This window comes from Moraxella sp. E33BD, from assembly GCF_041807865.1.
Lineage (GTDB): Bacteria > Pseudomonadota > Gammaproteobacteria > Pseudomonadales > Moraxellaceae > Moraxella > Moraxella haemolytica.
Window position 1 is genome coordinate 105,894 of record NZ_JBGTZD010000004.1, and the last position, 13,726, is coordinate 119,619.

A 13,726-nucleotide genomic window follows, 5' to 3' on the forward strand; every position below is an offset into this window, starting at 1 on the left:
TATCATGACAAGAATCCACCACTCAAATACAAGTCATTAAGACAGTGTAGTATTTAAACACTATTATTATGGGGTTTTGATGGGTAGCGGGTTTTCATTCATGGATTTAAAACTTGATATGAGCTCAATGCAGGTTAAAATGGCTGTCGGTAAGATGATAAGTACTCAAATAAACGAATCAAATCAGTACTCACACAGGGCTTACAGTACAGATTTTATCCAAGAAGCAATCAACGCCATCCGCACAGAACAGCAAGCTCTTGATTTGCTGATTGATGAGCTTGATGAACGCTTTAGTCAGGCGTGCGAGCTGATTTTGTCATGCCAAAGGCGAGTGGTTGTAACAGGCATGGGAAAATCAGGGCATATTGGACGCAAGATTGCAGCGACTTTGGCGTCAACAGGCACGCCTGCCTTTTTTGTGCATCCTGGTGAAGCAGGGCATGGCGATTTGGGTATGCTAGTCAAAGGCGATGTATTGATTGCCATTTCTAATTCTGGCGAGTCCGATGAGATTCGTATGCTGATTCCTGTGGTAAAGCAACTTGATATCCCACTTATCAGTATCAGTCGTGATGGTCGTGGTTTTTTGCCACAGTTGGCGGACATTGCTTTGACTTTGGGCAAATCAGAAGAAGCATGCCCATTGGGTCTGGCTCCTACATCAAGCACAACGGCAACACTGGCATTGGGCGATGCATTGGCGGTAGCACTATTGCACGCACGAGGCTTTACTAGCAATGACTTTGCTCTTTCACACCCAGCAGGGGCTTTGGGGCGTAAGTTGCTTACTCGAGTGCAAGATTTGATGCACACAGAAAACTTGCCTGTAGTCAATCATGATGCCAGTTTGCACGAGACATTGCTTGTGATGACCAGCGGTCGTTTGGGGCTTGCGGTGGTGATGAATGATATTGATGAGGTAGTGGGTGTCTTTACCGATGGCGATTTACGCCGAAAATTGGCAGGGTCTACCAAATTGACCGTTAAGATTGGCGACATCATGACCAATAGTCCCAAACATACTACCAAAGAAGTCCGAGCATCGGATGCACTTAGCATGATGAATGAATACAGCATCAGTCAGTTGCTTGTTTTGGATGAGGGAAAACTGGTGGGTGTGCTAAGCATTCATGATGTGATACAAGCTGGAGTAAGCTAATGAATGACATTACCAACCCAAGCTCAAAAATTCTAGAAAAAGCAAGCAAGATTCAGCTTTTAGCCATGGATGTTGATGGAATTTTATCTGATGGTAAAATCATCTATAATTCCTACGATGTTGAGACAAAAGCTTTTTATGTACAAGATGGTGTGGGCATCGTAGCCCTAAGGCAAGCAGGCATCATCTTGGCAATCATCACAGGGCGTAGCTCACCGATGGTGGTACGCCGTGCAACTGAACTTGGCATTCATCATGTCGTGCAAGGAAGAGATGATAAATACACAGCATTGTCCGCTCTTGCCGACAAGCTGGGTTTGCCATTAGAAGCGTGTGCTTATATGGGCGACGACCTACCTGATTTAAAGGCAATTCGTGAGGCAGGACTTGGTATTAGCGTGCCAAATGGTGTGCTGATTGTACAAGAGTATGCCGATGTCATTACCACTAGCAGGGGTGGCGAAGGAGCTGTCAGACAAGTATGCGAACTGATACTAAAAGCTCAAAATCAGTATGATGCGTTTATTGATAGGTTCTTATGATGACCATGATGGCTTATTGTATCTTTTGTCAAATTTTGTCTAGATGAATTGGTGTTGTGCGAATGAATGTTAGGATTTTAAGCGTATTTGGGATTATGGCAATCATGGTGGCAGCTTGGTTCTTTTATCAAGAAGAGGCCCAAATCAAACCTGCCACCCCATCAACTCCTGATATGTTTTATGAGGTTACCAAGCTTACAGCGACCCAAACCAACGAACATACAGGCGAGGCTGAATACACACTGACGGCAGACTCGCTGACTCAAAATGCCGCAGGCGAAGATGAAATGCTTGACGCAACCATGTATTGGCAACCATCAAAATCGGAAAAATACACCATCATCGCTAAGCGAGCCGTTCTTGACCAGATGACTGGAGAGATGAAGTTATCTGATGGTTTTAGTTTGACTCGTGAAGCGACTGATAACAAACCAAAACTTGTGATTGAGGGCGGTCAGCTAAATGGCAATACAAAGACTCGCCTACTGTCTAGCGATCAGCCTTTAAAGATTACCAATGAGCAAGATAGCTTTAAGGCAAAAGGCATGAGTGCAAATCTTGAGTTGGGTGAGTATGAATTTTATCAGATTGAAATGCTGTATCATGCCGCCAGTAGGTAAGATAAATCCTTATTTTAGGATTTCTAAATTGATTGATAAGTCTGATGATTTGTTGATTGACGGTTGCTTTAAATAAGCCCAATCAGCCATCTGAAGTTTACTCTTATTTTAAGACCATTTGAGAATAGTTTATGTCCATTGTTTCTACTCTTTTAAAATCAGCCTTATTTGTTGGCGTGTTTGGTTTACCTGTCCTTATTACAGGAGCGAATGCACTGCCTTCTGATGCCAATCAACCCATTCGCCTTTTGGCGGACCGTGCGACTTATGTGGGTAGAACGGGGGTTACGACTTATTCGGGTAATGTTACTATTGAGCAGGGGACTTTAAAAATCGCTGCCGACAATCTTACTTTAAACCTAAGTGGTGATCGCAAAATAACTTCAGCGGTTGCGTCAGGAAAGCCAGCAACATTTCAGCAAATCGTTACCAAAGAGAAGGGGGCTGCTAAAGGACAAGCAAACCGTATTGATTATAATGCCGTAACAGGCATTGTCACTCTAACGGGTAATGCCAAGCTAACTCAAGCAGCCTCAAGTTTTTCAGGCAATACCATTCGCTATAGTCTAAAAGCAGGTGATGTAGAAGCTACTGCAGGTGCTGGTCGCCGTGTAGAACTGGTCTTTCCGCCAAGTGATAACGGCTCGCATCAAGGCTTGCGTTGATTCGCTGATTAAAATGGGGCGATTTGCCCTATTTTGATGATTAGACTACACTCATTAAACAAAAAAGGAAAATCATGTCAAATACGATATTGAGCATGCGTCATCTGGGCAAGCGTTATGGCCAGCGTTGGGTGGTCAAAGATGTTTCATTTGAAGTTGAGCAAGGTCAGGTGGTTGGTATTCTAGGGCCGAATGGTGCAGGCAAGACGACCAGTTTTTATATGGTGATTGGGCTAGTGCCAATGGATCGTGGTCAAGTAATGCTTTTTGATGTGGATTTGTCCAAAAAATCCATGCATGAGCGTGCTGCTCAAGGTATTGGCTATCTGCCACAAGAAGCGTCTATCTTTCGCAAACTAACCATTGAGCAAAATATCATGGCTATTTTACAGATGCGAAAAGATTTGGATAATAAGGCCAAAAAGCACGAGCTTGAAAAGCTAATGGAAGAGTTTCACTTAGAGCATGTGCGTCATTCTTTAGGCATGAGCGTCTCAGGTGGCGAGCGTCGCCGTTGTGAGATTGCCAGAGCACTAGCAAGCAACCCCAAGTTTATCTTACTTGATGAGCCTTTTGCAGGGGTTGACCCCATCTCGGTGGGTGATATTAAAGATGTCATCAGCACCCTAAAGGCTCGTGGTATTGGTGTACTTATTACCGACCATAATGTCCGAGAGACTCTTTCTATCTGCGAAAAGGCGTATATTGTCTCAGAAGGTGCTATTATTGCTGAAGGCACTCCCAATGATATCTTGGTGAATGAGTTGGTACAAAAAGTGTATTTGGGCAAAGATTTTTCAGTGTAATGGGTAGATTGGTTAATGCTTAGTTAATCAATGAAAATAAAGCAAGGCGATAACAATAAGATAATCATCATGGCAAAAAAATCATCCTCTTATGTTTGCCAATCCTGTGGGGTAAATTTTGGTAAATGGTCGGGGCAATGTGCCGATTGTGGCGAATGGAATAGCTTGGTTGAAGCACCTGATGTCAGTATGCCACACCATAAAATTCCTAAAAAAAGCACAATTTCCACCACGAAGAATGCAAACTATGCAGGGGCAACATCTGGTGTAATGAGCCTAGATGATGTGGGTGTTACGCTTGAGACTCGTATGCCAACAGGCATAGGAGAGTTTGACCGTGTGCTTGGTGGGGGGTTGGTGGCAGGCTCGGTGGTGCTGATTGGTGGCGACCCTGGTATTGGTAAATCAACTATCTTGTTACAGACTGCCACCAACATGGCAGTCAGTGATTCTTTAGCAGGTTCAGCACTATATATCACAGGCGAAGAAAGCCTGTCGCAGGTTGCCATGCGTGCTAAGCGACTAGGCTTACCAACCGATAGATTGCGTGTGCTTGCCGAGACCAATGTTGATACCATCTGTTTGGCATTATCAGTAGAACAGCCTGCAGTAGCAGTGATTGACTCAATACAGACGCTATTTACTGATGCAATACAGTCTGCACCAGGCGGTGTGGCTCAGATTCGAGAGTCGGCGGCAATTTTGACACGCTATGCCAAGCAGACAGGAACGGCATTATTTTTGGTGGGTCATGTAACCAAAGAAGGGGCACTGGCAGGACCTCGTGTGCTTGAGCATATGGTGGATACGGTGCTGTACTTTGAAGGAGAGTCCGACAGTCGTTTTCGCATGATTCGAGCAGTAAAAAATCGTTTTGGGGCGGTTAATGAGCTGGGTATTTTTGGCATGACGGATGTAGGGTTAAAAGAAGTTGCCAATCCATCGGCGATTTTTTTAAGTCGCTACGAAAAGCCCATCGCAGGCTCTGTGGTGATGGTCAGTAGAGAAGGCACTAGACCGCTACTTGTTGAAGTTCAGGCACTGGTTGATGATGCACACGCACAGCCAAGACGCATGGCTCTTGGCTTGGACTATCAAAGACTGTCTATGCTACTTGCGGTCATGCATCGTCATGGCGGCATTCACACCAGTGGGCAGGATGTGTATGTCAATGTCGTTGGTGGTGTTAAGGTTATGGAGACTGGCTCAGATCTGGCGGTACTCTTGGCTTGTGCTTCTAGCCTTAGAGAAAAGGCCTTACCACCTCGTTTGGCGGTTTTTGGTGAAGTGGGCTTATCAGGTGAGATTCGCCCTGTGCCAAATGGCCAAGAGCGATTGCGTGAAGCGATGAAGCATGGATTTACGCACGCCATTATCCCTAAGGCGAATGCACCTAAGGCGGATAATGATCAGTTTCGTGGCATTCAGGTGATTGCAGTAGATAGGCTAGATCATGCCATTAACTGTGCATTTGAACTGGTATAGACTTGCTGATTATTATATTTATTAACTGACAATAAATTATTACGACATGACTAAAAAAACAGTCTGTTATTAAGGCTGTTTTTTATTTATCCAAGTTGTGAAACGAGTGGGTGTATGAGTTGTTGATTTGTGGATTATTCAGGTCCATCAACACGCTCAATGATGACATTGCCTGTACTACGCTGGGTCAAGCCAATGACTTTGGCAGCACCGTAGGATAAATCAAGTACACGGTCGCCTTGAAACGGACCACGATCATTGACTTTAACAACGACAGATTTGCCATTATCCTTGTTGGTAACCTTGATGTAGCAGTTTAGTGGTAGTGAGCGATGAGCAGCGGTCAATGCGTTCATGTTGAAAGTTTCGCCACTGGCAGTTTTGCGACCATGAAACTGGCGGCCATACCAAGAAGCTATGCCAGTTTGTTTAAATTTATTCATGGTATTTGATGCGGCGGCTGTCAATTTTTCTAGGACAGGCTCATCTTTGGTTTGTGATTTGCTTGGTTGGGTTAGTAATGGACTATTAAAAGTCAGTGAGACAGGTTGTCTGGCTGATTTTACTAGGCTTGATGCTCCGTTATGCTGACGAGTTAGTTCGTCAAGCACCTGCTCGATGTTGGCACCTTTATTATCTGTAGCAATCGCTGGGTTGCCTAAAGTTGCTGCTAATGCGATGCTGGTAGTAAGTACATATTTATTCATGTGTTTCATGAAAAGAACCTCTTTGGTGTTTGATGCATTTGCTATAGAAAGGTTCATCTGATGCACCAAGCCATTTGATGAATTTATTTCATTGCATTGCATATGGTAAATACATTCATCAAAGGCAAATCATGGTTATCTTATTGTGCGTCATCATGATAATAATAACGCATGATAATAGCATGAGAGTAAGTACCTAAAATCAAGGTTTTTTGCGTGGTTTATCATGATTAAGTGGTGGATAAACACTGCGTTTGAGCTTAAACAGATGGCTGTTGAATTTAGGTTTTAAAGAAAGTGTTATGTACTTTAACTAAAAGATACATCTAAACATTCATCATCTATCAAAAGCTGAATTATGACGCTTGATAAAAACTACTATTGCAATTTGGTCTTGTTTATATAGTAACACTATTTTGATAAATCACAAGTATATTAATTCTATAAAAATCATTAGGTTAAATGATAATTGTCAGCCAATAGCATTTGGTTTTCTTAGAATTTAACTGGTTGATGGCGTTGTGTGGCGTGGATAATTTGCAATTGCAAAGTTAACCGTGTTTGATGGTTAGCGAGTGGTTTTTGGTATATTAAGTAAATAATAGTTTAGAAAATCTAAATAAAAGAAAAAAATGATATTTTAAATTATTGGGCTAGATAATGGATGTTTTTCATTTGATGAATTTGGTAGTATAATGACATTTTTGGCGTGCGTCATTGAAGCTAGATATTTTATTTGTGCGGTATTGGTGTCTTAAATCTGTTATGATATGACAGATATTGTTGTTTATTATAATGGGTTGTATGGGGTCTTATTTATGATTTTGGATATAAACAATCAGCATAAAAAACTGCCATCTTGGGCGGTTGTGCTGGGTGTATGCACCGCCTTTGGGCTAAGTGCTTGTGCTGGCACACCTTTAGAGTCAAATCCGCAGACCATCAAAGTGGTAAAAAAATACACCCAAATTCCATCAAGCAAACCCATTTTATCCCAACCATCAACCGAACCTAGAACGCTTTTGGTTATCAATCATGATGATCACCAGCACAGTCATGAACTCCCAAGAAAGGTGGGTACTAAGGAAGATTTTGAGACTTGGCTAAGAACGCACCCACATCATCAATCTCAAGTTTTTGCTTATGAGCAGTATCTTGCTGCGGCACTTGGTGGACGACTACCACCCATGCATGAGCTTTTGACGACAGCACGCTCTTGGCAATCGTGTGGTTATGAGCCTTATGAAGTGCCACCCCAAGAGCTATGGTCATCGATGGTGCCTACATTAAGATTGTATGACGAACTTCTAACTTTAGGGATTCTACCTGCTGACACACAGATACGCTCGGTGTATCGCAATCCTGAGTTGAACCGTTGTGCAGGCGGAGCACCCAGCAGTAAGCACATGAGTAATGGGGCGATAGATATTTGGGTGCCTAGCTTTGAGATGGGTAGCAGCCAACTATATCAGTTGCAAGAAGGGTTGTGCGAATATTGGCTATATCAAGGCTTGGAGCATAATTTTGGTCTGGGGCTGTACGCCACAGGAGCAATCCATCTAGACACGCAAGGTTATCGTAAGTGGGGAGCTCAGTTTTCTCAAAGTCATTCACTCTGCCGTTACACTCCACCAAAGAACAGTGAGTCAAATTGATGATGAATGAGCAAAATGCACATTGTCGTCATGTACTAGATTTGCTTGGGGTCAATCTTTGGGCAAAGACGACCACGACCATCCATAGCCTGCCTGCCGTAGTGTTTGATCGCTTTAATCAAAAGTCATCAGTTAGTTTAGATGGTTTGGTGGCATCAGTCAATCAGTCATCACAGCCATCTGATGTGGTTGGCGATGTCATGGATGGTGTCAATGAAGCTGATCAGTCCGATAAAATGGAAGTGTTGGATTGGCAAGAGGTGGCTACAAATATAAGCACAAAACACGATGCTGATATCAGCTACGAGGTTGAGGGTATTCGTGCAGGCAAGTGGGTGCTAATAGCTGATGTTAGCACCAGTAGTCGTGAGGAACGATTGGTTTGGATGTCGCTAAAGTCTGCCCTATCTTGTTGGGCGAAGGATTGTGGATGTTTTTTTGATTTTCATCGTATCAGCTATCCTATGAGTGATGAACTCTCAAGTACACCAACCCTAGCCCAGATATGTTTTGATGGCTTTGTACTGCGTTTGCAGATGCTAGAGGAATTTTCTGAACAGGTCATTTTGCTTAATGATCTAAATGAATACATCACGCATCAAAACAAGATAGATAAAGAGATACCAACTTTGGCAGTAATGACAAAAGACGCAAGCAGAAAAAAACAATTATGGCAGCTAATCACGACTTAGGTGGTGTGGTTATTTAACGGCTTTATCTGTTTAATTGGTGGGTTGAATAGATGGGGTGTTTGAATTGACCAAAAAATAAAACCCTTGAAATATCAAAAATATTTCAAGGGTCTTGAAGATGGTGCCCGGGGCCGGACTCGAACCGGCACGCTCGTGAGAGCGAGGGATTTTAAATCCCTTGTGTCTACCAATTTCACCACCCGGGCGAGAGTATTTTTTTAAATCATCAATCTATAACGATTAAAAAAACTTAAAAATAATCTAAAATGGAGGCTGGAGTCGGAATCGAACCGGCGTACACGGAGTTGCAGTCCGCTGCATGACCACTCTGCCATCCAGCCTTATTAAGTTGGACGCTATGATAACAAAATTTTGTAAAAATGCAAGAACTTTTTTGCAAAATTTTTTATTTTTATAAAAATTCTGCTTTTTTAATGATTATGATACATAGTTGTACATACTTTTTATAAAAAAGCAATCTAATTTTTTGACAAACTGTGTAGAAAAACCCAAGTTTATCAACGCTTTTTTGGGTATAATAAAAGCCTTTTTGCATGAATGCAACAAGAGAAAATAGATAGTATGGTTTTTAATGAGCGGTATTGCTATTTTTTTTGTTTATTCGGCGTTGCTAACTTTTGTCTGGCATACAGTTTGCCGGACTTGGGGCGGTTTTAGGGGTTTGCTTTCTTGGGTGCTTGCTTAATGCTTATTGGTGTGTTGTAACCAACTAAAAAATCAAAGCCGTAAAACTTATTGTTTTAATTATTCTAAGTATTTTAATCATTTAAAAAACTTTTTGAGTTCAAAAATTAAAAGGTTCTTATGAAACTAAGTGTAAGAGCAGTGATGATTGCTGCGGTATTTTCAAGTATGGCGTTGGTGACTGCTTGCAATAAGTCCGACCAAGCCAAACAGGCATCAGCCCAACAGCAGATGCCACCTGTAGTGGTTGATGTGCAGACCATTAACCTAACCTCAATACCAATGACCAAGACTTTCTCAGGTCGTGTGGCGGCGGTTGAAACCTCAGAGGTGCGTCCACAAGTAACAGGTATTATTGATGAGATTTTATTTCATGAAGGCGGTTTTGTGCGTGCAGGTCAGCCACTATATCGCATCAATACAGATAATTACGCCAGTGCCATCAATTCAGGCAAAGCGTCGGTAGCTAGTGCAGAAGCTGCCGCCCAAAATGCTCGTGCTGTCCATGCACAAGCACAAGCCAATCTGACCGCACAGCAAGCAATGTTGACACAGGCACAAGCTGATTTGGCCAGACTAAAAGATTTGGTGGAAGTGGATGCGGTATCCAAGCAGGTCTATGACCAAGCCATCACTGCCGTGCGTACTGCTGAGGCAAATGTTGGGGCAGCACAAGCGACCGTTGCACAGGCTAGAGCAAGCATTGGCAGTGCTGATGCGGCGATTAATAGTGCCAAAGCTAGCTTAAACGCCAGTGAACTGGATTATAGTCGTACCATAGTCAGAGCTCCTATTAGTGGTAAAATTGGTATCTCGGCGGTTACCAATGGAGCATTGGTTGCTGCCAATCAGGCTAATGCACTGGCCACCATCGCACGCACAGATTATGTGTATGTGGATATCAGTCAATCATCTTCAGAGATGTTGCGTTTGCGTCAGCAGATTGCAGAAGGTAAGGCATCGTATGGCGGTCCTGAAGTGCAAATCGTGCTTGAAGATGGTGAGGCTTATCCGCTGATGGGTCAGCTTATCTTAGCAGATGCTAGAGTTGATGAGTCAACAGGCTCTGTTACTATTCGTGCGGTATTTGCCAATCCAGATGGCGTGCTAATCCCTGGTATGTATGTTAATGCCAAGTTAATGCAATCTATCGTCAATAATGCTGTGGCTTTGCCACAAAGTGCAATCACTCGCACGCCAAAAGGTGAGACCCAAGTTTATGTGGTCAATCAAGATAAAAAAATAGAAGCTCGTATTGTGAAGACTGCAGGGACTTTTCAAGGTCAATGGGTAATCACTGAGGGACTAGTAGATGGTGATCAAGTGGTCATGGTTGGTGCTGCTAAAGTCAAACCCGATCAATTGGTTGAGACTCGTCCTTATACATCAAGCCAACCAAAGCAGGCAGGCGTGTCTGGTATGGCAGGTCAAAATACTGTCATGGCACCGCAAGCTGACAATAGCAACAGCAAGCCGAATGTTCAGAATGCTCAGCGACAAAATGAAGATGCCAAAGAAGCATCTGTGGCACAATAGGAGCGTTTATGTCAGAGTTTTTTATTAAAAGACCCATCTTTGCATGGGTAATTGCCATTTTAATTATGCTGGTGGGCGTGATTTCTGTATTTAAAATGCCTGTCGCTCAGTATCCAGAAATCGCACCACCGACAGTAACAATTAGTGCTGTTTATCCAGGTGCGGATGCTCAGACGGTAGAAAATTCGGTAACGCAAGTCATCGAGAGACAGATGAAAGGCTTAGATGGCATGATGTATATGTCATCAAGCTCATCAGCACAAGGTATGGCATCGGTTGAGCTAACCTTTAAAAACGGCACCGATCCAGATACCGCCCAAGTGCAAGTACAAAACAAACTCCAAGCAGCGACATCGTCTTTACCAGAAGCGGTGCAAAGACAGGGATTGACTGTGAACAAATCATCATCGTCATTTTTGATGGTGGTTGGCTTTATTTCTGAAGATGGCAGTATGGATAAGACCGATATTGCCGATTATCTCAATTCAAGCATTGTTGATCAGATCAGCCGTGTACAAGGCGTGGGCAATGTCAATGTTTTTGGTTCTGAATATGCCATGCGTATTTGGTTAGATCCTGAAAAACTTCGTGCTTATTCGCTCATGCCATCAGACATTGCCACTGCCGTCAATGCCCAAAATGCCCAAGTGTCAGCCGGTCAGCTTGCTGCTGCACCATCTAATGAAGAAGCACAGGTAATTAACGCCACCGTTACCGTGCAAAGTTATCTACAGACTGCTGAGGAGTTTGGTAATATTTTGCTAAAAGCAGATGCTCAGGGGGCACAAGTTCGCCTAAAAGATGTGGCAAAAGTAGAAATCGGCTCGGAAAACTATGGCTACAACTCTTTATACAATGGTAAAGAGGCGGCGGGTATTGGCATTATGTTGGCTTCGGGTTCAAACGCTCTAGAAGTGCGTGAAGCAGTCCAACAAAAGCTTGATCAACTTGCTAAAAGCCATCCTAAAGGATTGACTGCGGTCGTGCCTTATGATACCACGCCATTTGTTCGCTTATCAATCGAGCAGGTGGTACATACGCTGATTGAGGCGATTGTGTTGGTGTTTTTGGTCATGTTTTTGTTTTTACAAAACTGGCGTGCCACCATCATTCCAACTCTTGCGGTGCCTGTGATCATCTTAGGTACATTTGCAGTACTGCTTGTTGCTGGTTTTAGTATCAATATTCTCACTATGTTTGCCTTAGTGCTTGCCATCGGTTTGCTTGTTGATGACGCCATTGTTGTGGTGGAGAATGTTGAGCGTATCTTGGAGGAAAACCCAACCATCTTAGTTAAAGACGCTACCATCCAGTCAATGAGAGAAATCAGCAAAGTACTGATTGGTATTGCTCTGATTTTATCGGCGGTATTTGTGCCGATGGCGTTTTTTGGTGGTTCAACAGGGGTAATTTATCGTCAGTTTGCCATCACGCTGATTGCAGCGATGTCATTGTCGGCGGTTGTTGCTTTGATTTTTACACCCGCACTTTGTGTTACTATCTTAAAGCGTAAAGCTCATCAAGATATCGAGCATCAAAAAGGATTTTTTGGTTGGTTTAATCGTCTATTTCGTGATGCCAGCTTAAAATATGAAAAAATTGTTGGCAAGAGCTTTAATCTTAAGTGGTTATATGGCATTGGCTATGCACTCATTATTCTTGTGCTTGGTGTGCTGTTTACTAGACTGCCTCATTCTTTTGTTCCAGAAGAAGATCAAGGCGTGCTGTTTACGATGGTGCAGACTCCAGTCGGCTCAACAACCAAAGACACCCAAGCGGTGCTTGATGATGTGAGTGCGTATTTTAACAATCAAGAAAAAGATAATATTGAGTCCATCTTTACCGTAACAGGCTTTAGCTTTATGGGAGGTGGTCAGAACAACGGTATTGCTTTTATTCGCCTAAAAGATTGGGATGAGCGTACTGCCCCTGGCACCGATGCAGCGAGTATCGCAGGCAAGGCGATGGGGTATTTTATGACGCAATATAATAAAGCAAATGTCTATACTTTAGCACCACCATCGATACAAGGTCTAGGTAGCTCTAGCGGTTTTGATTTTGTCTTGCAAGATACAGGTGGCGTGGGTCATGTAGCTCTACTTGAGGCACGCAATATGCTACTGGGTATGGCAGCTCAAAAGCCAGATGTGCTGTCAGGTGTGCGTCCTAATGGACAAGAAGACTCGCCACAGCTAAAAGTGAATGTCAATCATGACCAAGCTGCTGCCTACGGTTTATCCATTAGCGACATCAACCGCACCATCTCAATGGGTTGGGGTTCGGCGAAACTTGGTGATTTTGTTGACCGTGGTCGCATTAAGTCTGTTTATATTCAAGGTGATCCCATGTCTCGCACAACGCCTGAAGATATCGGCAAATGGTATGTGCGTAACTCTGGTGGCAATATGATTGGTTTTGATACCTTTGCAACAAGTGAGTGGACTTATGGTTCGCCACGACTAACCCGATATAACAGCTTGCCAAGCATCAGCATTCAAGGAGCATCTGCACCTGGAAAATCAAATGGGGAAGCGGTGGCCGCAATGGAAGCAATCGCCAGTCAGTTGCCTGATGGCATTGGTTTTGAGTGGACTGGTTTAACCTTGCAAGAACAACAATCGGGTTCGCAAGCACCTTGGCTGTATGCGATTTCCATTCTTGTGGTCTTCTTATGTCTAGCGGCATTGTATGAAAGCTGGTTGATTCCGTTTTCGGTGATGATGGTTGTGCCACTTGGTGTCTTAGGTGCGATTACTTTTACTTGGTTGCGTGGCTTTGATAATGATGTGTATCTGCAAGTTGGTCTATTGACAGTGATTGGTCTATCAGCCAAAAACGCCATTTTGATTATTGAGGTTGCAAAGGAGCTTCAAGAAAAAGGTTGGGCATTAAAAGATGCGGTCATGCGAGCTGCTCGCCAGCGTTTGCGTCCAATCATCATGACTTCGCTTGCCTTTGGTATCGGTGTTGTGCCGTTGTATGTTGCAACTGGTGCAGGTTCTGGCAGTCAAAATGCAGTTGGTACAAGTGTGTTTGGTGGTGTGATTATGGCGACTTTCTTGGGCGTGTTCTTTATTCCAATGTTCTACATCTGGGTTCGCTCAATCTTTCCGCACAAACCTGCCAAAACTGACGCACAGTAGCAATCATA

Annotated in this window: 11 protein-coding genes and 2 tRNA genes; 10 read left to right on the forward strand and 3 right to left on the reverse strand. The window is 43.3% G+C overall.

Translation table 11 applies throughout. The features are described from left to right. Positions 1-154: 154 nt before the first annotated feature. The 6 genes from ACERC6_RS03435 to radA all read left to right on the forward strand — a co-directional run bounded on the left by ACERC6_RS03435 (position 155) and on the right by radA (position 5,280). A complete protein-coding gene (locus tag ACERC6_RS03435; protein ID WP_373628602.1) occupies positions 155-1,162 on the forward strand; it encodes an SIS domain-containing protein in 1,008 nt (335 codons plus the stop codon). Further along, positions 1,162-1,704 (forward strand): KdsC family phosphatase, encoded by a 543-nt coding sequence (locus ACERC6_RS03440; RefSeq protein WP_373628559.1) that lies wholly within the window; start codon positions 1,162-1,164, stop codon positions 1,702-1,704. The genes ACERC6_RS03435 and ACERC6_RS03440 overlap by 1 nt, the downstream gene beginning before the upstream one ends. 62 nt (positions 1,705-1,766) lie before the next feature. Continuing rightward, entirely contained in the window at positions 1,767-2,324 is a 558-nt protein-coding gene (gene lptC, locus ACERC6_RS03445) for an LPS export ABC transporter periplasmic protein LptC (protein WP_284672875.1), read from the forward strand. Between the two features lie 131 nt (positions 2,325-2,455). Then, positions 2,456-2,989: a lipopolysaccharide transport periplasmic protein LptA gene (gene lptA / locus ACERC6_RS03450; protein ID WP_284672874.1), complete on the forward strand. Its 534-nt coding sequence runs from the start codon at positions 2,456-2,458 to the stop codon at positions 2,987-2,989. A gap of 74 nt (positions 2,990-3,063) precedes the next feature. Further along, positions 3,064-3,795, forward strand: coding sequence for an LPS export ABC transporter ATP-binding protein (gene lptB / locus ACERC6_RS03455; RefSeq protein ID WP_373628560.1), 732 nt, complete (start codon positions 3,064-3,066; stop codon positions 3,793-3,795). A gap of 69 nt (positions 3,796-3,864) precedes the next feature. After that, positions 3,865-5,280: a DNA repair protein RadA gene (gene radA, locus ACERC6_RS03460; RefSeq protein ID WP_284672872.1), complete on the forward strand. Its 1,416-nt coding sequence runs from the start codon at positions 3,865-3,867 to the stop codon at positions 5,278-5,280. Positions 5,281-5,414: 134 nt separating this feature from the next. On the opposite strand, the gene ACERC6_RS03465 is transcribed toward radA, so the two are convergent. Further along, positions 5,415-5,996, reverse strand: a complete 582-nt coding sequence (locus ACERC6_RS03465) for a septal ring lytic transglycosylase RlpA family protein (RefSeq protein WP_373628561.1) — start codon at positions 5,994-5,996, stop codon at positions 5,415-5,417. An 809-nt stretch (positions 5,997-6,805) separates the two neighbouring features. On the opposite strand from ACERC6_RS03465, the gene ACERC6_RS03470 reads away from it, so the two are divergent. Next, positions 6,806-7,642, forward strand: coding sequence for a D-Ala-D-Ala carboxypeptidase family metallohydrolase (locus ACERC6_RS03470; protein ID WP_373628562.1), 837 nt, complete (start codon positions 6,806-6,808; stop codon positions 7,640-7,642). Beyond that, positions 7,642-8,334: a hypothetical protein gene (locus ACERC6_RS03475; protein WP_373628563.1), complete on the forward strand. Its 693-nt coding sequence runs from the start codon at positions 7,642-7,644 to the stop codon at positions 8,332-8,334. Before ACERC6_RS03470 ends, ACERC6_RS03475 begins: the two co-directional genes overlap by 1 nt. A gap of 119 nt (positions 8,335-8,453) precedes the next feature. Here ACERC6_RS03475 and ACERC6_RS03480 read toward each other — a convergent pair. Together ACERC6_RS03480 and ACERC6_RS03485 are read right to left on the reverse strand one after the other, a co-directional pair. Further along, positions 8,454-8,540 (reverse strand) — tRNA-Leu (locus ACERC6_RS03480). Positions 8,541-8,601: 61 nt separating this feature from the next. Further along, a tRNA-Cys gene (locus tag ACERC6_RS03485) sits at positions 8,602-8,675 on the reverse strand. 484 nt (positions 8,676-9,159) lie between these two features. Here ACERC6_RS03485 and ACERC6_RS03490 point away from each other — a divergent pair. Together ACERC6_RS03490 and ACERC6_RS03495 are read left to right on the forward strand one after the other, a co-directional pair. Next, positions 9,160-10,575: an efflux RND transporter periplasmic adaptor subunit gene (locus ACERC6_RS03490; protein WP_373628564.1), complete on the forward strand. Its 1,416-nt coding sequence runs from the start codon at positions 9,160-9,162 to the stop codon at positions 10,573-10,575. An 8-nt stretch (positions 10,576-10,583) separates the two neighbouring features. Beyond that, positions 10,584-13,718 (forward strand): efflux RND transporter permease subunit, encoded by a 3,135-nt coding sequence (locus ACERC6_RS03495; protein ID WP_373628565.1) that lies wholly within the window; start codon positions 10,584-10,586, stop codon positions 13,716-13,718. Positions 13,719-13,726: the final 8 nt, after the last annotated feature.

Excerpts from the sequence above, each read along its gene's own strand:
- lptC (WP_284672875.1), top strand. The coding sequence starts at position 1,767 with ATGAATGTTAGGATTTTAAGCGTATTTGGGATTATGGCAATCATGGTG.
- ACERC6_RS03495 (WP_373628565.1), top strand. The coding sequence starts at position 10,584 with ATGTCAGAGTTTTTTATTAAAAGACCCATCTTTGCATGGGTAATTGCC.
- ACERC6_RS03470 (WP_373628562.1), top strand. The coding sequence starts at position 6,806 with ATGATTTTGGATATAAACAATCAGCATAAAAAACTGCCATCTTGGGCG.
- ACERC6_RS03465 (WP_373628561.1), bottom strand. The coding sequence starts at position 5,996 with ATGAAACACATGAATAAATATGTACTTACTACCAGCATCGCATTAGCA.
- ACERC6_RS03440 (WP_373628559.1), top strand. The coding sequence starts at position 1,162 with ATGAATGACATTACCAACCCAAGCTCAAAAATTCTAGAAAAAGCAAGC.
- radA (WP_284672872.1), top strand. The coding sequence starts at position 3,865 with ATGGCAAAAAAATCATCCTCTTATGTTTGCCAATCCTGTGGGGTAAAT.
- ACERC6_RS03490 (WP_373628564.1), top strand. The coding sequence starts at position 9,160 with ATGAAACTAAGTGTAAGAGCAGTGATGATTGCTGCGGTATTTTCAAGT.
- ACERC6_RS03435 (WP_373628602.1), top strand. The coding sequence starts at position 155 with ATGATAAGTACTCAAATAAACGAATCAAATCAGTACTCACACAGGGCT.
- ACERC6_RS03475 (WP_373628563.1), top strand. The coding sequence starts at position 7,642 with ATGATGAATGAGCAAAATGCACATTGTCGTCATGTACTAGATTTGCTT.
- lptB (WP_373628560.1), top strand. The coding sequence starts at position 3,064 with ATGTCAAATACGATATTGAGCATGCGTCATCTGGGCAAGCGTTATGGC.
- lptA (WP_284672874.1), top strand. The coding sequence starts at position 2,456 with ATGTCCATTGTTTCTACTCTTTTAAAATCAGCCTTATTTGTTGGCGTG.